Origin of the sequence: Gemella sp. 27098_8_155, from assembly GCF_041433725.1 — a bacterium.
Taxonomy (GTDB): domain Bacteria; phylum Bacillota; class Bacilli; order Staphylococcales; family Gemellaceae; genus Gemella; species Gemella haemolysans_D.
This window is the reverse complement of the sequence record NZ_JAPWCA010000019.1, coordinates 1-21,547: the sequence shown is the minus strand read 5'-3', so window position 1 is coordinate 21,547 and position 21,547 is coordinate 1. Positions and strand designations below refer to the sequence as shown.

Below are 21,547 nucleotides of genomic sequence, written 5' to 3'. Positions count from 1 at the left end.
ACTATGAACAAGAAGAATAGGAAGTTACTTGAAAAAATGAACAAAGATAATCGTCGTAGTTCATTAGAAAAAATTAAAAGAAAAAAAAGGCGTGAAGTATTTTATATAGTAACTTTATTTTTAATTGTAATAGGAGTATTTGTGCTTTTATTTAGTAGTTATTTAAAATTAAAAACAATTGAAGTTGAAGGTAACAATCAAATTACTAAAGAAGAAATACTCGAGGCAGGGAACATTAACAATAATCTTCGAACATGGTCTATAAAAGATGATGAAATTCAAAATAATATAAAATCAAGATTTGATATATTTAAATCAGTAACAGTAAAATCTAAATTGCCTTCTTCTATAAAAGTGCAGGTAGAAGAGTATAGTTTTATTGCACAAAATAAAAAAGAAGATGGTAGTATAGAGATAATAATGGAAAATGGGAAACCATATTCTGGAAAAATAAGAAACAATTACAATTTACCTATTATAGAAAATTTCAATGATGATAGTAATAAGCTTGAAGAAGTTTACAAAAACTTAAATAAACTTAAACAGGAAGTACGATTACAAATATCTGAGATAATTAGTGATGAAAATGATAGACTAATTATTTACATGAAAGATGGTCAAAAAGTTAAAGCGTTAAGAGCCAGCTTTGCAGATAAGTTGAATTACTATGAAGAAATATCTAAATATATTGAAGATAAAAATAATACTACTTTAAACTTAATAAACGGTGCATATCTTGAAACACCAAAAACAGAAAAAGTAAGAAACGATAGTATTAAGAAATTACTTGCAAGACAGGGATTAAATGATGATGAGAAATCAAATAAAAATAATGAAAGTGTAGAAAAAGAAGAAAAACTACAACAAAGTAATAAATCTGAAAATTCTACTACAAATAGTCAAAGTAATTCTTCTAACAAGAACAATAATAGCAAACAACAATCAACACGTAATAAGAAAAATGAATAGTTATAAAAGCATCCTAATTTTTGTATTTTGGATGCTTTTTTTATTGAAAAATTATATAAAAGAAAAAAACTTATTCGTTATATTACAAATTGAAAATATTTTAATAAAATTTAATTTTTTTTGATGTTTTTCATATTTTTTTTTCTAATTTTATGTTATAATTTAGTATGTGTAAATAAAATATGTGTGTATTTACAATTTTATTATAATAACAAAGTTTAAAAGGAAGGAGTGTTTGACTTGAGTTCACAATTGTATACTTCAATAGATCTAGGATCATCTAGTATAAAAGTGATAATAGCAGATGTAGTATATGAAAAATTGAATATACTCGGTGTTGGTGTTGTAAAAACAACAGCTATTAAACGAGGGAACATTATTGATGTAGAATCTGCCTCTAGAGATATTCAAAAAGCAATAGATATTGCGAAAAGTGAAGCTAATAAGGACATAAGATCATTATATGTAGCAGTTCCAAGTATACACACTCATATTAAAAAAAGTGTAGCGGAAATTAAATTTGATACAAAACACGATATTGATGGTAGAGATATCGAAGAAGTAATTGAAGAAGCAAAAATACTACCATTACCACGAGAAAGAGAAGTGGTACAAGTAATTCCAGATTACTATCGTCTTGATGATATTGAAAATATTAGAAAACCAAAAGGAATGACTGTTCATAATTCATTTGAGGTAACAGGAAATAGAGTTTTGACATCTAAAACTCATCTTCACACAATATATAAAAGTATTGAAAATCTAAGATTAGATTGTAACGAGACATTCTGTACATCTCATTCATTAGGTGAATTACTATTAAATGATGAAGAAAAAGATTATGGATCAGTAATTATTGATATTGGAGCAGGACTTACGACTGTGAGTTATTTTGAAGATGGAATCCTTCAATTATCACAATCAATTGAGTTAGCAGGTGAAGATATTACACGTACAATATCAGATGTTTTAAATGTCCCATTAAAACGTGCAGAAGAGATAAAAGTTACTCAAGGGCATGCTTTTTACGACTTAGCATCACCACAAGTAATTATTGACTTAGATAATTTAGAACCAGATGAAGAACCATATACACAAAAAGAATTAGCAGATTACATTGAAGAAATTGTAGAAGAGATTATTTTACGTTCATTCGATGTATTAAGAAAAGCTGGTATAAATAGAGTAAAAGGTAACGTTGTGTTAACAGGTGGAACAACACTTATGCCTGGTGTTCTAGACTTAGCAAAAGATATGCTAAGAAAAATGAATGTAAGAATTGGTTCGCCAAAAATCATAGGAGCTAATTCACCAGAATTATCTGTTGTTGTAGGTACATTAACAAGTAGTTACAAAATTGAATCATTGTTTGGATATCAAGTAACTGATGAAGTACCGACAATAAAAAATACAAATTCAACATTTGAAAATGTTTCTGCAGTGGAAGAAATTACAGTAAATAATTCAAAAGTTGAAGCACCAGTGATAAGTGAAACTCATGAAGATGTTCATGAAGAAGAAACTTATTATGAAGAAGAGAAAAAAGAAGAAGAGAAAAACTTTTTCGATAAAATAACTAAAATGTATAATTCGTTTTTTGAATAATAATCAGGAGGAAATAAAGAATGTTTGAAGAATTTGATCAATCAGCAGTAATTAAAGTAGTAGGTGTTGGTGGCGGTGGTGGTAACGCCGTTGACCGAATGGTAGAAAGTGGAATTCAAAATGTTGAATTTATCGCAGTAAATACAGATGCTCAAGCTTTAAAACGCTCTAAAGCAGACGTAAGAATTCAAATCGGTGAAAAATTAACAAAAGGTCTTGGTGCAGGTGCTAACCCTGAAGTAGGGCGTAAAGCTGCTGAAGAAACTAAAGATAAAATTGAAGAAGCGCTAGAAGGAGCAGATATGGTATTCGTTACTTCTGGTATGGGTGGAGGAACTGGTACAGGTGCAGCTCCAATCGTAGCAAGTATTGCTAAAGAATTAGGTGCTTTAACTGTAGGTGTTGTTACTCGTCCATTCAACTTTGAAGGTAAAAAACGTCAAGTACAATCTACAGCTGGAATTAACTCACTTAAAGGTGCTGTAGATACACTTATCGTTATTCCTAACGATAGATTATTAGATATCGTAGATAAATCTACTCCAATGATGCAAGCTTTCGTTGAAGCTGATAATGTGTTACGTCAAGGGGTTCAAGGTATTTCTGATTTAATTAATGTTTCTGGTACAGTTAACCTTGACTTTGCTGATGTTAAAGCAATTATGGCTGATCAAGGTTCTGCATTAATGGGTATCGGGGTAGCTTCAGGTGAAAACAGAGCTATCGAAGCAGCTAAAAAAGCTATTTCATCTCCATTACTTGAAACATCAATCGTTGGAGCTAAAGGTGTGTTATTAAATATTACTGGTGGTCCATCATTAAGTTTATTTGAAGCTCAAGCTGCTGCAAGTATCGTTCAAGAAGCAAGTGATGACGAAGTGAACATGATTTTCGGTACAGTATTTAACGAAGAATTAGAAAAAACTGATGAAATCATCGTTACAGTAATCGCTACTGGATTTGAAGAGGATGGAGTAAGTGTTGAAAGAGATATCTTAGCACAACGTCCAGCTCAACCAGAAGCAAGTTCATTCACAAGTGGTTACGGTAAAAACGAAGTAGAACAAGAAATGTACCCACGTCCAAGAAGAAGAACAAGAAGAGAAATATAATAAAAAGAAAGAAAATCGGATAAATATCTGATTTTCTTTTTATATGCTTCATTTTAGAAATATATATTTTATAATATTTAATTAAAACATCCTGATAAATTTGTTTTTTATCAGGATATTTTTGAATTTTAATCTATTAAAATAAATTTTATATCGAAGTTAATTCCATGTTTTAAAGTGTTGTATATAAATGATTTATTAAGAGCTGTATTACAAAATTTTAGTAAATCATTTTCATCATAATCAGCATATAGATAATATGTAATGTTACAAAAATCTATTTTTGGTTCTTCGTCGTATCCTTTAACACCGATTAGAGAAAGTGGATTTTTTAAATTTAGATGTATTTTTCCTTCAAGTTCTTCAATATCAATATTAAGTTGTTTGCTTTGTGATACAATACTATGGGCTATTCCAGCTAAGATAGAAGCTGCAAAATAATTAATACTACTTTCATAATCAGCATTAATGTCAAAACTAATTTCACTAGATATATTTATACAATCATTATTAGTGTACATCTTAAATATATTACTAGATAAAATTCCTCTAAAAGTTAAATCATAATTTTTAGATTCATATAGATTACTCATATAGTTTCCTCAATGTAATTTTAGCTTCATTTAGGCGAGCTAATTTTTTATCAATTATCTCCATTGTACTTACCGGTCTATTTGCAAACGTAGCAAAACCACAGTCAGGATTTAACCAAATTCTTTCTTTAGGGATATATTGCATTACTTCTTCTACACGATTTAGGATATCTTCTAATGGTTCTATATCGTCTGTCCTTGGATTCATAACACCTAATCCTAGTATACAATTATCCCTTATTAAAGTACTACTGAATAATGAAGATATTTCCCCAGCACGAGGAGTAGAAAACTCTAATGTAAGTATATTAGGAAGAGTTTCTTCGAATAATGGAAGTAGAGGAGTATAAGGTCCAGTAAGTAGAATACTTTCATCACGACTCCAATTACCACGACAAACATGAAGAGAAACTAATATTTCTTTTTCTTTAGCATAATCAATTACAGATTTAATTAATTTAGTAGCAAATTTTAATTCTTCAGTAGGATCTTTTTTCTCAGATAATGCTGCACACATAAAAGATCTTGTCTTACCTTCAGAAAATACCACTTCGGTTAGTACAGGTTCATCAAATTGAATAACATCTATGCCCATTTTTGCTAATGAATCAATTTCTTCTTTTAATACTTTAATTATGTCTTCTCCTAGAGAATCTTTGCTATTGTAATATTGTTTTGATAGAGCAGGTAACCACATGGACCTAGTAATTAAATAGGGACCTGGTAATGTTGCTTTGATTTTCTTATCGGTTAATTTTTTTAATTCAATCATTTCATCAGCCACAAGAGGTTTATTATATTTTACTTTTCCTGTACAAATTGCATTTTTTATACTAATTGCAGGAACGTCTAATATTTCTAGTATTTGTTCAAAACCTTGTTTGTCCTCAATATAATCAAACATATCAGCCATACTCATCATTGTAACACCGTCCAAACGTTCAGCAATAAATGAAACATAATTGTCTCGATTTAGTTCACCGCTAGTAATTATATCAATAAAATTATTTTCTTGAAGTTCAACTACATATTTTGTTTCTTCATCTAGGATTTCTTGATATGTTTTTAAGTCGATATTTCCTTTATTTAATTTTCGTTTTGCGGTCAATAGTTTTTTACTACGAGGCATACTGCCAAGAAGAGAAACTAAGAAAGATGAATTAGTCATAATTATTCACCATGAAACTCTTTAAAAAAATCTAAATATTCATTGGCTTCAGTAAGTTGTTTAAACCCAGAAGTACGACCAGATACCCATTCTTTTAATCCTTCCATATCCATCATTTCTTTATGCTCAGGATTATTATAATCCATTTTGTGTAATACTTCTATAAATTTTTCAAAACGAGCTACGTCTAATTCTGGATGTCCTGAGAAGATACAGTGATCAAAGAAATCTGTTTTTGATAAAATTTTCACCTGATTTTTATCTAGAGTTCCATCTGCAATCCAAGCATTATAGTTTAAATCTAGCATCCACGTAGCAGCAACTTCATCATTTTTTAAAGCTATTGCTGAATCAAGTTCTCCACCGACATGGTCACCATGAAGTCCGACACCGATATCGAAACGTTTTTCTATATAATCTGTTTTAAATTCTAATCCATTTTTGTGAAGATGGTTAATAGGAATTAATCTTGCTTGTGGTGAATCAATTGCACCGAAACCTATTGTTTTATTTCTTAAGTCTTGAATAGAGTTAATATTGCTATTAGCTTTTACTACTAAATATGAACTACGATCGCGGTCAGTATCACGCATAGAACCATTTAACGCATTTCCGTTAGTGCGTAGATGAGTATCTAACCATGCTAAAGGAGAATTCCAAGCTACATCAATTTCTTTAGCTAATAAACCATCAACTTGACCGTTGTAATCTTTGTAATAAACTGGTTCAATAGGAAAGTCTTCATCCTCAAAAAATTTTGCAATAATTCCCCAAATTACAGTTACTTTTGGGTCATAGATTACAGCTCCAACTTTTAATTTTGACATAATATTATTCCTCTTTTCTTATTTGTATTTTTTAAATAAAGGGGAGTGACTCAAAAATCGTGATTTCTTAAGAAACAAGATTTTGTCGAGTCACCCCCGCACAGGTTATTAGATATCTAAAAAGGTTTTATAAAGCGAATTTAGATATCAATAAACCACTGCGTCTATTAGTTTCTATATGAACTTTGTTAAAATTTTATGACTTTTGGGTTAGCCACTTAAAAATTTGATTTCATTAGTAATTATTATGGTAATTGTTGCCCAGTAATTGCTTTTCCTAACCAAATTGTAAGTACGTCAACACTTGGTGCCATAATATGACTTGCGAAAGCATCTCTTAAGAAACGTTCCATATTTCCAACACGGTTATAAGCTTTACCACCACCAACACGCATACCAAGACGAGCTAATTCAATAGCAGCTTCACTAGCGAAAATTCTAGCTGATAAAATTTTTGCTAACATATCACTTTCTTTAGCTAAAAAACTACGAGCAGCTTCATTCGTTCCTAAAACAGCAGCATTTGTTTGACTGTAAATTTTTGCTAGATGAATTTGAACAGTTTCAATCTCACTTAATGATTTTCCATCAGGATATTTTCTATTAGTTGTATGAGCTACTGCTTCGTCTAAAATTGCTTCACATAGTCCACTATAAACAGCGGCAAGGCCTGTAATGAAGTAAGTGGCAACAATTGTGAATACTTGATCAACTCCTGATCCAGCTTCTCCGATTCGTAGTTCTTTGTCTAATTCAACATTGTTAATAGCCATTTGACAGGATACATTACCACGCATTCCAAGACCGTGCCATGTAGATTTTTTGAATTCTAGTCCTTTGCTTCCAAGTGGGAATACCCAGTTATCAATACCACCTTCAACATCAGAAGGAGTAAGTACTAAGTAGTAAGAAGCAAATTCAGCAGATGTTACCATACTTTTTAGTCCATTGAAAATCACTGAGTTATCTTTGAATTCAGTTTTCACATCAGAAATGTAGAAGTGAGTACCAGTACCTAATTCGCTGTAAGCAAGTGCCATAAATTTTTCATTTTCTACGATATCTTTACAGATTTTTGATTTAAGATTATCATCTGCATAAGATAATACACAATTTAATGCAACATTGTGCATCATATAGCATAAACCAACAGTAGCACTCGATTTAGCGAATGCACGACAAGCATCAGCATGTTCTTGCATATCTTTACCTAATCCGCCAAGTTCTGTAGGAATCATAAGTTTAAAGTATCCAGCTTTTCCTAATTCTTTAAATACTTCCTCTGGGAATCTTTCTTGTTCATCAATTTCTTTAGCAATAGGGTCAATATATTTTTTTGCAAATTCCCTAGCTTCGTTATAAAAAGTAGTCATAATAATGCCTCCTAATATTAATAGAATAGTATTTTCTAGAAAAAATTATATAGCTAAAGTGAAAATCTGTAAATGCTTTAACTTTTGATAAAACAAGACCTTTAATAAAATATTTTTATAAAAATAAATTATAATATTGTTCAAATTGGTGATGTAAAATATAACCATTTTAACAAAAATATTATATTTGAAAATATAAAATTAAATTTATTTAAATGATAACATCTATCAATTAAATAGACTTTATTGAAATTTTTTTCTGAAATTTTTTAAAAATAACAATAAAATTTCAGAAAATTATTTACAAAGTATAAATCTTTTAGTATAATCTATATTTATATACTTATAATATGATTTTAAGAAAGGATGAAGAGAATGACAGATTCTAAAATGGAAAGAAAATTACAGGCTCGTCATATCAGTATGATTGCCATAGGTGGATGTATAGGTACAGGATTATTTATGGCAAGTGGGGCAGTTGTAAGTAAAGCAGGTTCTTATGGAGCAGTTATTACTTATGCATTGATTGGAGTTATTATCTACTTTTTAATGGCTTCTATAGGAGAATTAGCAACGTTTTATCCCGTTTCTGGTTCATTTGGAGCTTATGCAACACGTTTTATTGATCCAGGTGTAGGTTTTGGAGTAGGTTGGTTATTCTGGATTCTGTGGATTTTAGTAGCAAGTGTTGATATTATCACATTATCAAAGATATTACATTATTGGGAATTCTTCAGACAATTTTCAACATTTTCAATTTGTATTGTATTTTTAGTATTATTATATTTATTAAACTTAGTTAGTGTTAAAGTTTTCGGAGAAGTTGAATATTGGATAACAATAATCAAAGTAATGACTGTTGTTGCATTCTTATTAGTTGGTGCTGCAATTATTTTTGGAGTTACTGGAAATAGTGAAGCTGGTATTCATACATTCATCCAAAATGGAGAAAAAACAAGTAGTGCAGGAGCTTTAGGTCTATTCGGGGTATTATCTACAGCAGCATTTTCATTTGGAGGAACTGAGGTAGTAGCTGTTACAGCTGGTGAATCACCAAATCCAAAAGAAACAATGCCTAAAGCAGTAAAACAAGTGTTCTGGAGAATTTTAATATTCTACATAGCTACGATGATAATTATATCTTCAATAGTTTCAGCGAATGATCCAAGATTATTAGATACAAACAATGTAACGGCTTCACCATTTACAATTGTTTTCCAAAATATTGGATTAGAAATAGCGGCAGTAATTATGAATGCTGTAATCTTAACATCAGTATTGTCAGCTGCAAACTCAGGTATGTATGTTTCAAGTAGACAATTATTCTCATTAAGTTCACATGATTACGGACCAAAAGTATTTAAGAAATTGAATAGTAATTCAATTCCTGTATTTGCTTTAACAGTATCTGCATTATTTATGGTCCTTTGTTTCATATTTGAAAAACTTAATCCAAGTGGTTACTACATGTTATTATCAATGGTAGGAATTATAGTAATGATTATTTGGATGGTATCATTAGTTTCGCAAATTCGTCTACGTAAGGCGATTTCTAAGCAAGGAAAAAAAGCTGAGGAAGTATTACCGTATACATCGAAAACTGGAGTTGTAGGTTCTTACATTGCATTACTATCATTTGCAACAATAATTATACTTCAATTAGTTTCAGACTATGCAACTGGTGGTTTTGTAAAAATGTCGTATAACTTAGTTTGTCCAGCGATTGGTGTACTGATGTATTTAACATTTAAAGTAGTTACAAAGAGAAAATTTGTAAAATTAGAAGAAATGGATATTCATCCATATAAAGAAAAATAATATTAATATTTACTCTCTCTATCTAAGGATTAAACAATGATAGAGAGAGTAATTTTTATGTGTTATATTTTTTATTGATTCGTAAAATGTGGTAAATGATTACGGTTTATGATAAAATTGTACATAAGAAACTTAATGGAGTTGATATTGTGAATATAGGAATTACGGGAAGTATTGCATGTGGAAAAAGTACAGTATCAAATTATCTGAGGGATAAAGGATATACTATAATTGATGCAGATAAATTAGGTCATACTGCACTAACTGATGATGAAGTGAGAGAAAAACTCGAGAAAAGTTTTGGTTTAAGGATTATTGAGAATAATGAGATAAGCCGTGAAAAACTAGGGAAATTAGTCTTTGGTAATGAGGAGAATTTAAAAATACTTAATAGTGTTGTGCATCCATATATAAGAAAACAAATTTTTCAATTACAAGAAATACATAGCGATGAACGACTAGTATTTTTAGATATAGCACTCTTGTTTGAAGCTGGCTTTGAAGATTTAGTCGAAAAGATAATAGTAGTTCATGTAGATGAAAAAATACAATTAAATAGATTGATGAATCGAAATTCTCTTTCTTCTGAAGGGGCTATGAATAGAATAAAAAGTCAAATGAGCTCAAAAGATAAATCAGAGCTTGGCAACTATGTAATTAATAATAGTAACACTAAAGAAGAAACATATAGACAAATTGATTTGATATTAGATGAGTTAGAGAGAGGAGTCATAAAAAATGACGAATGTATTAGAAATTAGTAATTTAGGTGGAGGGTATAATCGAAGAAAAATAATAGATAATGTTAATATCCAAATACCTAAGGGAAGCATAACAGCATTAATAGGTCTTAATGGAGCTGGTAAGAGTACAACAATTAAACATATTTTAGGTTTACTAAGACCTATGGAAGGTGAAATAAAAGTTAATGGAATAACAATTACTGGAAATAATGAAAAATATAGAAAAAGTATCAGTTATATACCAGAATCACCCGTTTTATATGAAGAGCTAACTTTAGAAGAACATATAAATCTTACAGCAATGGCGTATGGATTAGATATGGAAGATACATGGAAAAGAGCAGAAAAATTATTAGATTTATTTAAATTGAAAGATAAGAAAAAGTTCTTTCCTGTTCATTTTTCAAAAGGTATGAAGCAAAAAGTTATGATAATTTGTGCCTTTTTAGTAGAACCAAATTTATACATAATTGATGAACCTTTTTTAGGATTAGATCCTATTGCAATAAATGATTTAATTAACTTGATGTGTGAAAGAAGGGATACTGGAGCAAGTATTCTAATGTCTACGCATATTCTTGCAACAGCTGAGAAATACTGTGATAATTTTGTTATTATTCATGAAGGTAAAATTTTAGCAAATGGTAATTTAGAACAATTAAGAGCCGAATTTAATATGGCAGGTGCGTCTTTAGATGAAATATATCTATCATTAACAATGCGAGGAAATAATGAGTAATATTGAAAATATTTTTTCTGACAGACGAAAGAAAGAACAAGAATTAAAGTTAACCTATAGTAAGTACATTTTTAATTCGCACCTTATAATGTTTCTTATTATAGTTTTAGGAGCAGTGCTTATAAACTATTCGAAATGGCTAGTTATTGCAAGTAAGGTAGAGCTATATTCGGTGTTAATAGCAGCAACACTTGCCTTTAGTTATTATTTAGTAAGTTCTAAAATAAAAACACATATTAAAGAAGCTGATGCAGTATTTTTATTACCATTAGAAAAATATTATAGAAAAATTGGATTGAAAACTGTAATAAGCAGTACAATAGTTCATATAATTACTGTTATAATTTTCTATTTTGCTACAAAGCCAATTACTAATCTTATTGGTAATATAGATAGACTAAGTATTTTTATGTTATTAATAGTAATAATATGGAACAATTTATTAAAATATCTCCAAGTTATTCACTACAAAGAAGTTGTTTGGAGTAAACTACTACTTTTTGTTGTAATCTTTATGCAGTTGCTAGTAATATTTTTTGATGACATAGCTATTCGCATTATTTATTTAATAAGCATAATTGTATTAGTAGCATTTACTTACTATATTATGAAAAATGCTGGGAATAAACTAAATGCTAAAGATCAAGAAAAATATGTTGTGAACTGGAATCAAGCGGCAGATTATGACAAACATCGTATAGAAAGCTATTTGAAGTTTGTAAATATGTTTGTTGATGTTCCGTTAAGTGGTGTAAAAGTTGCTAGAAGAAAATATTTTGATATACTATTACCAAAGTTAACAAAAGATAATTTCAAAAAAGAAAATAGTTTTAAATATTATTACTATAGAGTATTTTTAAGACAAGAAAATACAGTCTATCTAGCGTTAAGACTAATGCTCTTAGCAGCTCTAGTTATTTTTAGTTTTAAAAATACATATGTTAGTGGTTTAGCAATAATATCATACAGTTATTTAACAATAATTCAGCTAGTTCCATTGTACAAGCAAATGAGTAATAATATTTGGTATAGTATTTTACCAGTAAGTGAAGATATAAAAATAAAAAGCTATAAACAATTATTAACTAGTGTCATGATAGTAACTACATTATTATTAGGGGTAGTATCTATATTATTAGCTAGTTTTGGCACAATGAATATTTTAGTAATAATTGGTTCAGTAGTTATAGCAAATATAATATCTAAAATATTTATTGGAAAAGTGAAGTAGAAGGACAGATTATGAAAAATATAGCAATAATAGGAGGAGATTTATCAGGAGTAAGTTGTGCTTACTTTCTTGATAAACTCTCAGGAGTAAACTCAAAAAAGTTTAATATTGATCTAATCGAGAAAGATTTAGAATTTGCAAATGACAGATTTGGAAAGTTTCAGTTTGGGCAAGAAATTTATGATAATGGATGGCATAATTCTATTAGTGAACAAGGTGTCTTGTTTTATTTAATGATAGAATTAGGTTTACATAGATATTTAATCAAAAGTGGGATGACGAAAAAGGTATTTTTTACAAAAGAGGGAATTAAATACTTACCGGAAAAAATGCTTTATGGACTTCCACTTGATAAGAGAGAATTGTTGCTATCTGATTTATTTACATTTAAAGAAAAGTTATCTATTTTATATAATATGTATAATACTTTAGAAGATGAAGACATTAAAGAGTTAACTGTAGAAGAGTTCTTTAGAGCTATAGTTAATGAAAAAATCTACGTTAAACTAATAGAACCACTATTGACAAGTTACTATGCTAGTGATATTTCTAAACAAAGTATGGTAAGCTTGATGCCAGAATTATCATTTTTAACGATTCAAAAAGAAGATATTAATAAAGTACTTGAAGAGATGTATGATAGAAATGTTATTGATAATATTACTGTAGGAGCAGAATATCGCTTGAAATTCACATTGAAATCATTTATAGAAACGCTAGAATCAAATTTTTCAGATAAAGTATTTCTAGAACTAAATAGAAAAGTAGAAAAAATAGAAAAAAGAGGTGATAAATATTTAGTTCATTCAAATGGCAGTATTTACTATTATGACTATATAATACTAACATTGAATCAAAAAAATTTCCTACCGTGGTTTAATGATGACGAGAAGATAATTGAATTTTATTCTGATATGAATTATGTTTCTAATATAGTAGTTACGCTTATTTATAAGAGAGATGATCTACACATAAATCGTGAAATTGGAGAAATAATTTTCCCAAAAGATGAAAGTGAATATGTTACGAAGCTAGAATACGTAAGTAATAAATGGATTGACATAAAAATGAGCGGAATTCAAATAGTAAGAGCATATATAAGTAGAGAAGAAGCGGTAAAAAAACTTATTGATAAAAGTGATAATGAAATTAAAGAAATTGTTGAAAAAGAACTAATTAAAGTTCATGGTGTAGTAGGAAATGTGAATAAGTACTATGTTAGTAAAATAAAAGATAACTACCGTTATTGTTGTAAAAATTATAATAAAAACATTAATGAATTCAATGAGTATATGAAAAAAGAATATTCGAATGTTTTTATTATAGGTAAATCAAAAAAAGGAACAACTTTAGAAAACACAGTATTAGAAGCTAAAGAAATAGCAAAAGAAATATTAGAAAGAATATAAAGAAGGGACGTACAAAGTACGAGGTTAATTAAGATGAAATTTAATACTAATAAATTAGAAGGTGTAACTGTAACACCAATATTTGAAGATGAAAATTACAATAATGAACTTTTAGAATATACAAAAGGGAAAAAATTATTTAAAGGAAAACTAAATGAAATATTTGTAAATTTACCATATAATGGAGAAAAAGAAATATTAATAGGATTAGGAAAACGTGATGAATTAAAAGAAGATCAAGTACGTGAGGTATTTTTTAAACTAGTTAAAGTATTAGCAAAAAATAAAGAGTTTGAAGTCCAAGTTACTTTACCAAAAGTAAAAAATATACTTACTAAGAATATAGTAAATGCAGCTGTAGAAGGAGCTTTACATGCAACTTATAAATTTGATAAGTATAAGTCTGATAGAAAAGATTTCCCAGAAATTACTATTAATTTAACTACTGAAGAACAGTTAGAAAATATAGAAGAAGTAGTTAGTGAAGCATGTGATATAATTGGTGGTGTATTTTTTGCTCGTGACTTAGTTAACGAAAGAGCAGAGTATCTATATCCTGAAACACTTGCTAATATTGCTAGCAAGGAATTAACAGCTTTAGGTGTTGAAGTAGAAGTATACGATGAAAAACAATGTGAAGAATTAGGACTAAAAGGACTGTTAGCTGTAGGTCGTGCTTCTGATAAAAAGCCAAGATTTATCGTTATGAAATATTTAAATAACCCAGAAGAAAGTGAAGTAGTTGGTTTAGTTGGTAAAGGTGTGACTTATGACACAGGTGGTTATTCAATTAAACAAACGGCAAATAGTATGGATATTATGCACTGTGACATGGGTGGAGCAGGGACAGTAATTGGAACTATGAAACTAATTGCTACAAGAAAATTAAAAACGAATGTTATTGCTATTGTAGGAGCTTGTGAAAATATGATCTCAGGAGGATCATATAAACCAGGTGATGTTATTTCAACTCTATCAGGGAAAACAGTAGAGGTAGCAAATACAGACGCTGAAGGTCGTATTACTCTTGCTGATTCAGTATATTACGCAACTGAAAAACTTAAAGTAAATAAAATTATAGATTTAGCAACACTTACTGGTGCATGTTTAGTTGCGTTAGCAGAATTCTACACAGGAGCAGTAACGAACAACCAAGAATTTTATAACGAACTAAATAAAGCTGCGAAAGAAGCTGGAGAAAGAGTATGGCAAATGCCAGCTGATGATAGTTTCAGAGAATTAAATAAATCTTCTGTAGCTGATGTGAAAAACACAGGAGGAAGACTTGGAGGAACAATAACTGCGGGATTATTCATAGAAAACTTCGTAGCGAACAATGTTCCGTGGATTCACCTAGATATAGCTGGAACAGCATATTTATCAAAAGCGGAAAAATATCTTCCAAAAGGTGCTACAGGAGTACATGTTAAAACATTATATAACTTATTAAATAAATAATTTTTAAAGAAAGGGAGTGACTCAAAAATCATGATTTCGTAGAAATTGATTTTGTCGAGTCACCCTCGCACAGGTTATTAGATATCTAAAAAGCTTTTATAAAGCGAATTTAGATATCAATAAACCACTGCGTTTATGAGTTTTCATATACACTTTGTAATGTTTTAAGTCTTTTGGGTCAGCCCTTTTCTTTTGAAAAAATTTTAAAAATATCAAAAATAATAATTTTTCACTTGACAAGTAATTATTAACGGTGTAAAATAATTAACAATAAAACAAAACCTTAGAAAAGAATAGTAATTTGGTAAAAAATTTTTAGCGAGCTAACGTTGGTGTGAGGTTAGTAATTTTTCTAGATGAACGCACTTTTTAGGCAATTATTAGATAATTGGTAACTCTGCCTTAAAGAGATTGAGTGGGTATACTAAATACCAAGAAAAGTGGCAACGCGGAATTGATTTCGTCTTTTTATAGTTTCTTAGGAAATTATAAAAAGACTTTTTTATTTATCTTCGTACCATAATACTGACCATGGACTGTATTTTTCTTAGTATTCATATACCAAAAAGAGTGGCACCGCGAAAATTCGTCTCTTTGTAGCTAGTATACTAGTTACAAAGAGATTTTTTATTTATAATTAGTTCTTTTCTAAAAAATATAATATAATAAAGAAAAAAGGAGACAAGACAATGAAAAAATTATTATTATTCATTACATCAATTATTACAGTAGTTACATTAACAGCATGCTCAAGTAGCAGTACAAAAAGTAAATTACAAGAAGTTAAAGAAAAAAATAAAATAGTACTAGGAGTATCACCTGACTATCCACCGTATGAATTTCTAACATCTGAAAATGGAGATAAAAAAGTAGTAGGTGCTGATATTTACTTAGCAGAACAAGTTTCTAAAAAATTAGGTGTTCAGGTTGAAATTCAACAAATGGCATTTGATTCATTAATTGCTGCTTTAAATGCAAACAAAATTGATATGGTAATCTCAGGTGTTAACCCAACTGAGGAAAGAAAAAAAGCAGTTGATTTCTCAGATGTTTATTACACAAGTAAAGGTATTTTTGTAGTAAATAAAGACAGCGAAGAAATTAAATCAGTAGCTGACCTTAAAAATAAAAAAATAGGTGTTCAAAAAGGTTCAACTTATGAAACTTATGCTAAAGAACAACTAAAAATGGATGATAAAAATATCCAAGCTTTAACTGACGTACCAAGCTTACTACAAGACTTAAAAAATAAAAAAATAGATGTAGTATTAATTCCAGATGATGTTGCAAAAATCGCTATGAATAAATATACTGATATTAAAATTAGTTCATTTACTGCAGATAACGATCCAGAAGCAACAGGTATGGCAATAGCATTCAAAAAAGGAAAAAATGATAGTAATAAAGAATTATTAGAACAAGTAAATGCAGTAATTAAAGAAATTCAAGATCAAAAAGCATTTGAAAAAGAACTTGATAAATATGCTAAAATTGCGGCACAAAGCGAATAAAAGAGAGGTATAAAATAGAATGTTTGATTTTCTTCCAAATTATTACACAACGTATTTAGAAGCTACGGTAACAACTTTAAAAGTTTCACTTATAGCTTTACTAGTAGGATTAATACTTGGTATTGTAATATGTTTAGCAAAAATTAGTACATTTAAAGTACTTAATATAATAGCAGCAGTTTATGTAGAAGTTATTAGAAATACTCCAATTTTAGTGCAAATTATGATTATTTACTTTGCATTACCGGAAATTGGGATTTCATTTACACCATTTATGTCAGCGATAATTGCTCTTTCAATTAACTCAGGAGCATATGTTAGTGAAATATTCCGTTCTGGAATTTTAGCAATCGATAAAGGTCAAATGGAAGCAGGTCGTTCATTAGGACTTAATTATTTCCAAACTATGAAATTAATTATTTTACCACAGGCTTTAAAAAATAGTTTACCAGCCTTAGGTAATGAGTTTATTTCATTAGTAAAAGAATCTTCAATAGTTTACTTTGTAGGGGTAGCGGATATCATGTTTACAGCAAACACTGTAAAAAATGCTACTTACCAAACATTCGGACCGTACTTAGTAGCAGCTGCAATATACTTTATTATTACATCAATATTATCATTATTAGTAAAACGTTTAGAGAAAAAATTAACGAAGTAGGTGGAAAAATTGTTATTACAAATAAAAGATTTACATAAAAAATTCGGAAAATTAGAAGTATTAAAAGGTGTAAATATCAACGTTGAAAAAGGGGAGAAAATTGCAATTCTAGGTTCAAGTGGAAGTGGAAAAAGTACAGCATTACGTTGTGTAAACTTATTAGAAACTCCAACGAGTGGACAAATTTTATACGATGGTGAAGATATCACTAAACAAAATATTAATAAATATAGAAAAAAAGTAGGAATGGTATTCCAAAACTTTAACCTATTCCCAAACATGAGTGTACTCGAAAATATTACACTTGCTCCAAAAACATTTGGTGATGACACTGCTGAAAATATTGAGAAAAAAGCAATTGAGTTATTAAAAAGAGTTGGTTTAGAAGATAAGAAAGATGTTTATCCAAATAGCCTTTCGGGTGGACAAAAACAACGTGTTGCAATTGCACGCGCCTTAGCTAACTCACCAGAAGTGTTACTATTTGATGAACCAACAAGTGCGTTAGATCCAGAGATGGTAAAAGAAGTACTTGATGTTATTAAGGAGTTATCAGAAGAAGGATTAACTATGTTAATAGTTACTCATGAGATGAACTTCGCAAAAGAAGTTGCTGATAAAGTAATATTTATGGATGGAGGAGTAGTTTTAGAAGAAGGAACTCCATCAGAAATATTTGATAATCCGAAAGAAGAAAGAACGAAAGAATTCTTCTCGAAAATATTATAATTTAGAAAATATCGCTAAGAGATTAAGAGCATTTCTTAGTGATATTTTTATATCTTAAATTGGAATATGTTAGTATCCAACTCTATGATAACGTTTCATTTTATGTTAACTATATGATATAATATTTATATATAGTTATTCTAAATTATTAAGGATAATTATTTTAAAGGAGGAGAAATTATGACTGTGTTAGAAAGTTTTACAAGTTGGAGCTTAATTCCTATAATCCTTATATTTTTTAATGTAAAAGTACCGGGAGAAAAACATTTTAAAATATGTACGGTATCATTAATATTTGTAATTTTTCTGAAATTTTTCTTTTTAGACTATCAAGATTTCCCAATTACAAAAATGATATATTTATTTTTAATGCTATATGCTTTACAATTATTATTAGAATGGGATAAATTACTAGAATTAATGGGAGTTATTCCTGAAAATGAAGAATAAAAATATAGTTCTTTAAACAAAATACTGTTTCTCTAAGTATTATGTTTAAAGAATTTTATTTTTTTTAAACTCGAATCATTAGGAGAATATAAAATAATAATGTTCGTTTTTTAATAAATGTAGTTTATGTAAACAAAAGAAAAGAGATAATTTTGAAACATTTATTCCGTTAATTATAATGATTGAGATATGAAAAATCAATAAAATGTGAACTTTACGTTTAAAAAAACTCTTGACATTTATTTTTAAAACATATATTATTATTTATGTGCTTCGGCATTAATAAAAACTAAGGAGAATTTTCTAAATATGTTAGAACGTCTTTTTAAATTAAGAGAAAATAATACGAATGCTAGAACTGAAGTTGTATCTGGTTTGATAACATTTTTCTCTATGAGTTATATTTTAGTAGTAAATCCAGCTGTTTTATCAGCAGCAGGTATTCCATTAGATAGAGTATTTACAGCTACTATCATTGCAATTTTAGTAGGTACTTTAATTATGGCATTAGCAGCGAACTATCCTATAGTAGTAGCACCAGGTATGGGAATTAACTCATATTTTGCAACATTAGCAGCTACATCAGGATATAATTATAAAACATTATTAGCAACATGTTTTATGGGAGCTGTAATTTTTGTAATTTTATCAGCAACTAAGTTTCGTGAGAGTTTAATTGATTCTATTCCGAATAATTTAAAATATGGTATTTCAGCTGCGATTGGTCTATTTATCGCATTTTTAGGACTGAAAAATTCAGCTTTAATTGTTGCAAATCCACATACAATCCTTTCACTAGGTGATTTAAAAAATCCAGTGGCGTATATGACAATTTTAGGTATATTTATTATTTTAGTGCTTCTAGCTCTAGAGATTAAAGGAGCAATATTTATTGGAATGGCAATTATTGCTATAATCTCTTACTTCACAGGAATGTTAAAAGTAGAAAAAGTATTTGGTATTCCTCACATGGATTTAAGTTTACTTTATAATCCTGCTACTGAAAGTATTAATGCTTTACAATTAGGCTTATATGGAATAGTATTTACATTCCTAATGGTTACACTATTTGATACTACAGGAACAATGGTAGCAGTAACTACTCAAGCAGGATTAGTAAAAAATGGTAGAATGGAAAGAGCAAAAGAAGCATTATTAGCTGATTCATTCGCGTCATTAGCTGCATCGTTATTTGGTAGTACACCAACGTCAGCTTATATTGAATCATCAGCAGGGGTAGCAAATGGAGGCCGTACAGGTCTTACTGCATTATCTACTAGTTTCTTTGTGGTTATATCAATTTTCTTATTCCCGCTTGCGAGTAGCTTAGCAGCAGTTCCAGCGATTACTTCTCCAGCGTTAATTATTATTGGATCATTTATGATGGAAAGTATTGCGAAGATAGAATGGAATGATATAACAGAAGCATTCCCATCATTTGTTACTATTATTGGTATTCCTTTAACAGGATCTATTAATGATGGTATCGCATTTGGATTTATATTCTATGTAGTATTAAAACTTTCTAAAAAACAATGGAAAGATATTCACCCATTAATGTATCTTTTTGCAGTATTATTTGTTATCCAACTTCTTTGGTTACATATATAATAAAAAACGGATTTGAAATTCAATTTCAAATCCGTTTTCAAATTTATACGTATTATTATCAGAAAACGTTATATTATTATTTAAAAAGTATTTGCCTTTTTTTAAAAGGTATAGTATTATAATAATACTATTAAAAATTAAGAAAGGAAATTATTTTATATGAAAAAAGGTTTATTAACCGGATTGTTATTATTTGGTATCTTTTTTGGTGCTGGAAACTTAATCTTTCCACCAGCGCTAGGAGTAAGTGCAGGAGGGAACTTTTGGCCAGCAATTTTAGGATTTGTTGTATCTGGAGTAGGTATAGCTATCGTTACACTTATTGTAGGAGCACTTAATCCGAATGGTTATGGGGCAGAAATGGATGAAAAAATTTCTCCACTATTCTCAACAACATACTTAGTTTTACTTTATTTATCAATTGGACCGCTTTTTGCGATTCCAAGAACTGCAGCTACTGCATTTGATATTGGTGTAGCTCCAGTTGTAGCTGAAAGTAAGTTACCATGGTTATTAATTTTTACGGTAATTTATTTCTTATGTGCGTTTTTATTAGCAGTAAACCCAACTAAGATTTTAAATAGTGTAGGAAAAGTTTTAACACCTATATTTGCTTTATTAATTGTAGTTTTAGTAATTCTTGGTGTATCTAAATTTAATTCAACAGGAGAAGCAGCTAAAACATATGCAACTAGTGGATTAGCATTCGGTACTGGATTTATCGAAGGTTATAACACTCTTGACGCTCTTGCTTCAGTAGCATTCTGTATCATTGCGATGAGTGCATTAAAACAATTAGGATTTAAAGATAAAAAGGAATTTTTATCTAGTGTATGGATTGCTGGTATTGTAACAGGAATAGGATTTAGTATTCTATATGTTGGACTTGGATTATTAGGTAATAGATTTGCAGTGCCTGCAGAAGTATTAGCTAATGCTAAAGTTAATAAAGGGGCATACGTACTTTCTGAATCAGCTCGTTTAATTTTTGGAACATATGGAAGTGTCTTCTTAGGAATTATGGTAATTCTTACATGTTTCACTACAACAGTAGGATTAATCGTTGCGACTTCAGAATTCTTTAATGAAAAATTCCCACAACTTTCATACAAAGTTTATGCTGTTATCTTCACAATTGTAGGTTTTGCAATTGCAAATGTAGGATTACAAAGTGTTATTCAATTCTCAGTACCAATGCTATTATTCTTATACCCAATAACAATAGCTTTAGTACTTATTGTTATTGTTAACAAATATGTTGCACTATCAAAATTAGGAATGCAACTAACTATGGCAGTAGTGACATTAATCTCTATTGTTTCTGTAATTGGAAGTCAATTAAAAGTTGCTTCATTCAGTAACTTAATCGCAAAACTTCCTTTAGCAGCACAAAGCTTAGAATGGTTAGTACCTGCACTAGTTTGTTTAGTAATTGCAGCGGTATTACCAAATAGACAAAAAGGTAAAGTTTACGACTTTAGTGAACTATAATTTTACGAATACTAAAAGCATTAGCTCGAAATCAAGAGCTAATGCTTTA

General features: G+C 29.3%; 19 protein-coding genes and 1 other annotated feature. Of the genes, 15 read left to right on the top strand and 4 right to left on the bottom strand.

Annotated features, from left to right (window positions below; genetic code table 11):
* Nucleotides 1-3: 3 nt before the first annotated feature.
* From O5Y44_RS07610 to ftsZ, 3 genes are all read left to right on the top strand, one after another.
* Nucleotides 4-969 (top strand): cell division protein FtsQ/DivIB, encoded by a 966-nt coding sequence (locus tag O5Y44_RS07610; RefSeq protein WP_316447628.1) that lies wholly within the window; start codon nt 4-6, stop codon nt 967-969.
* 231 nt (nt 970-1,200) lie between these two features.
* Entirely contained in the window at nt 1,201-2,574 is a 1,374-nt protein-coding gene (ftsA, locus tag O5Y44_RS07605) for a cell division protein FtsA (RefSeq protein ID WP_271966142.1), read from the top strand.
* 20 nt (nt 2,575-2,594) lie between these two features.
* Nucleotides 2,595-3,686, top strand: a complete 1,092-nt coding sequence (ftsZ, locus tag O5Y44_RS07600) for a cell division protein FtsZ (protein WP_271966140.1) — start codon at nt 2,595-2,597, stop codon at nt 3,684-3,686.
* Between the two features lie 128 nt (nt 3,687-3,814).
* Here the strand turns inward: ftsZ and O5Y44_RS07595 are convergent, their stop codons facing one another.
* The 4 genes from O5Y44_RS07595 to O5Y44_RS07580 form a co-directional block, all read right to left on the bottom strand.
* Nucleotides 3,815-4,279: an OsmC family protein gene (locus tag O5Y44_RS07595; RefSeq protein ID WP_316447627.1), complete on the bottom strand. Its 465-nt coding sequence runs from the start codon at nt 4,277-4,279 to the stop codon at nt 3,815-3,817.
* Nucleotides 4,272-5,447 (bottom strand): cobalamin-independent methionine synthase II family protein, encoded by a 1,176-nt coding sequence (locus tag O5Y44_RS07590; RefSeq protein WP_316447626.1) that lies wholly within the window; start codon nt 5,445-5,447, stop codon nt 4,272-4,274. Before O5Y44_RS07590 ends, O5Y44_RS07595 begins: the two co-directional genes overlap by 8 nt.
* Nucleotides 5,448-5,449: 2 nt before the next feature.
* Nucleotides 5,450-6,274: a phosphate/phosphite/phosphonate ABC transporter substrate-binding protein gene (locus O5Y44_RS07585; protein WP_316447625.1), complete on the bottom strand. Its 825-nt coding sequence runs from the start codon at nt 6,272-6,274 to the stop codon at nt 5,450-5,452.
* A 245-nt stretch (nt 6,275-6,519) separates the two neighbouring features.
* Entirely contained in the window at nt 6,520-7,647 is a 1,128-nt protein-coding gene (locus tag O5Y44_RS07580) for an acyl-CoA dehydrogenase family protein (protein ID WP_316447624.1), read from the bottom strand.
* A gap of 375 nt (nt 7,648-8,022) precedes the next feature.
* Here O5Y44_RS07580 and O5Y44_RS07575 point away from each other — a divergent pair, with 375 nt between their 5' ends.
* The 12 genes from O5Y44_RS07575 to brnQ all read left to right on the top strand — a co-directional run bounded on the left by O5Y44_RS07575 (nt 8,023) and on the right by brnQ (nt 21,498).
* The gene (locus O5Y44_RS07575) at nt 8,023-9,465 is read left to right on the top strand and encodes an amino acid permease (RefSeq protein WP_316447298.1); all 1,443 of its coding nucleotides are present in this window, start codon (nt 8,023-8,025) and stop codon (nt 9,463-9,465) included.
* A gap of 149 nt (nt 9,466-9,614) precedes the next feature.
* Nucleotides 9,615-10,226 carry a dephospho-CoA kinase gene (gene coaE, locus O5Y44_RS07570; protein ID WP_316447297.1) on the top strand — a complete coding sequence of 204 codons (612 nt, stop codon included), beginning with the start codon at nt 9,615-9,617 and terminating at the stop codon, nt 10,224-10,226.
* Entirely contained in the window at nt 10,204-10,947 is a 744-nt protein-coding gene (locus O5Y44_RS07565; RefSeq protein ID WP_271987607.1) for an ABC transporter ATP-binding protein, read from the top strand. Before coaE ends, O5Y44_RS07565 begins: the two co-directional genes overlap by 23 nt.
* Nucleotides 10,940-12,178 (top strand): ABC transporter permease, encoded by a 1,239-nt coding sequence (locus O5Y44_RS07560; protein ID WP_371465869.1) that lies wholly within the window; start codon nt 10,940-10,942, stop codon nt 12,176-12,178. The genes O5Y44_RS07565 and O5Y44_RS07560 overlap by 8 nt, the downstream gene beginning before the upstream one ends.
* Before the next feature lie 11 nt (nt 12,179-12,189).
* Nucleotides 12,190-13,587 carry a protoporphyrinogen/coproporphyrinogen oxidase gene (locus O5Y44_RS07555; protein WP_316447295.1) on the top strand — a complete coding sequence of 466 codons (1,398 nt, stop codon included), beginning with the start codon at nt 12,190-12,192 and terminating at the stop codon, nt 13,585-13,587.
* A gap of 33 nt (nt 13,588-13,620) precedes the next feature.
* Nucleotides 13,621-15,045, top strand: coding sequence for a leucyl aminopeptidase (locus tag O5Y44_RS07550; protein WP_316447294.1), 1,425 nt, complete (start codon nt 13,621-13,623; stop codon nt 15,043-15,045).
* A gap of 275 nt (nt 15,046-15,320) precedes the next feature.
* Nucleotides 15,321-15,516, top strand: a binding site (T-box leader).
* 218 nt (nt 15,517-15,734) lie between these two features.
* Nucleotides 15,735-16,556: a transporter substrate-binding domain-containing protein gene (locus tag O5Y44_RS07545; protein ID WP_316447293.1), complete on the top strand. Its 822-nt coding sequence runs from the start codon at nt 15,735-15,737 to the stop codon at nt 16,554-16,556.
* A 19-nt stretch (nt 16,557-16,575) separates the two neighbouring features.
* The gene (locus O5Y44_RS07540) at nt 16,576-17,217 is read left to right on the top strand and encodes an amino acid ABC transporter permease (RefSeq protein WP_271966126.1); all 642 of its coding nucleotides are present in this window, start codon (nt 16,576-16,578) and stop codon (nt 17,215-17,217) included.
* A gap of 9 nt (nt 17,218-17,226) precedes the next feature.
* Nucleotides 17,227-17,946 carry an amino acid ABC transporter ATP-binding protein gene (locus O5Y44_RS07535; protein WP_271966125.1) on the top strand — a complete coding sequence of 240 codons (720 nt, stop codon included), beginning with the start codon at nt 17,227-17,229 and terminating at the stop codon, nt 17,944-17,946.
* 180 nt (nt 17,947-18,126) lie between these two features.
* Complete coding sequence (locus O5Y44_RS07530) at nt 18,127-18,396, top strand: hypothetical protein (protein ID WP_271966124.1); 270 nt, start codon at nt 18,127-18,129, stop codon at nt 18,394-18,396.
* Nucleotides 18,397-18,705: 309 nt separating this feature from the next.
* Nucleotides 18,706-20,007, top strand: coding sequence for an NCS2 family permease (locus O5Y44_RS07525; RefSeq protein ID WP_271966123.1), 1,302 nt, complete (start codon nt 18,706-18,708; stop codon nt 20,005-20,007).
* 159 nt (nt 20,008-20,166) lie between these two features.
* Nucleotides 20,167-21,498, top strand: coding sequence for a branched-chain amino acid transport system II carrier protein (brnQ, locus tag O5Y44_RS07520; protein WP_271966122.1), 1,332 nt, complete (start codon nt 20,167-20,169; stop codon nt 21,496-21,498).
* Nucleotides 21,499-21,547: the final 49 nt, after the last annotated feature.

What these genes read in the sequence shown, in the direction of transcription:
- O5Y44_RS07540 (WP_271966126.1), top strand. Translation starts at nt 16,576, where the DNA reads ATGTTTGATTTTCTTCCAAATTATTACACAACGTATTTAGAAGCTACG.
- O5Y44_RS07555 (WP_316447295.1), top strand. Translation starts at nt 12,190, where the DNA reads ATGAAAAATATAGCAATAATAGGAGGAGATTTATCAGGAGTAAGTTGT.
- O5Y44_RS07585 (WP_316447625.1), bottom strand. Translation starts at nt 6,274, where the DNA reads ATGTCAAAATTAAAAGTTGGAGCTGTAATCTATGACCCAAAAGTAACT.
- O5Y44_RS07580 (WP_316447624.1), bottom strand. Translation starts at nt 7,647, where the DNA reads ATGACTACTTTTTATAACGAAGCTAGGGAATTTGCAAAAAAATATATT.
- O5Y44_RS07560 (WP_371465869.1), top strand. Translation starts at nt 10,940, where the DNA reads ATGAGTAATATTGAAAATATTTTTTCTGACAGACGAAAGAAAGAACAA.
- O5Y44_RS07565 (WP_271987607.1), top strand. Translation starts at nt 10,204, where the DNA reads ATGACGAATGTATTAGAAATTAGTAATTTAGGTGGAGGGTATAATCGA.
- O5Y44_RS07550 (WP_316447294.1), top strand. Translation starts at nt 13,621, where the DNA reads ATGAAATTTAATACTAATAAATTAGAAGGTGTAACTGTAACACCAATA.
- O5Y44_RS07545 (WP_316447293.1), top strand. Translation starts at nt 15,735, where the DNA reads ATGAAAAAATTATTATTATTCATTACATCAATTATTACAGTAGTTACA.
- O5Y44_RS07530 (WP_271966124.1), top strand. Translation starts at nt 18,127, where the DNA reads ATGACTGTGTTAGAAAGTTTTACAAGTTGGAGCTTAATTCCTATAATC.
- brnQ (WP_271966122.1), top strand. Translation starts at nt 20,167, where the DNA reads ATGAAAAAAGGTTTATTAACCGGATTGTTATTATTTGGTATCTTTTTT.
- O5Y44_RS07590 (WP_316447626.1), bottom strand. Translation starts at nt 5,447, where the DNA reads ATGACTAATTCATCTTTCTTAGTTTCTCTTCTTGGCAGTATGCCTCGT.
- O5Y44_RS07575 (WP_316447298.1), top strand. Translation starts at nt 8,023, where the DNA reads ATGACAGATTCTAAAATGGAAAGAAAATTACAGGCTCGTCATATCAGT.
- O5Y44_RS07525 (WP_271966123.1), top strand. Translation starts at nt 18,706, where the DNA reads ATGTTAGAACGTCTTTTTAAATTAAGAGAAAATAATACGAATGCTAGA.
- O5Y44_RS07610 (WP_316447628.1), top strand. Translation starts at nt 4, where the DNA reads ATGAACAAGAAGAATAGGAAGTTACTTGAAAAAATGAACAAAGATAAT.
- ftsZ (WP_271966140.1), top strand. Translation starts at nt 2,595, where the DNA reads ATGTTTGAAGAATTTGATCAATCAGCAGTAATTAAAGTAGTAGGTGTT.
- O5Y44_RS07595 (WP_316447627.1), bottom strand. Translation starts at nt 4,279, where the DNA reads ATGAGTAATCTATATGAATCTAAAAATTATGATTTAACTTTTAGAGGA.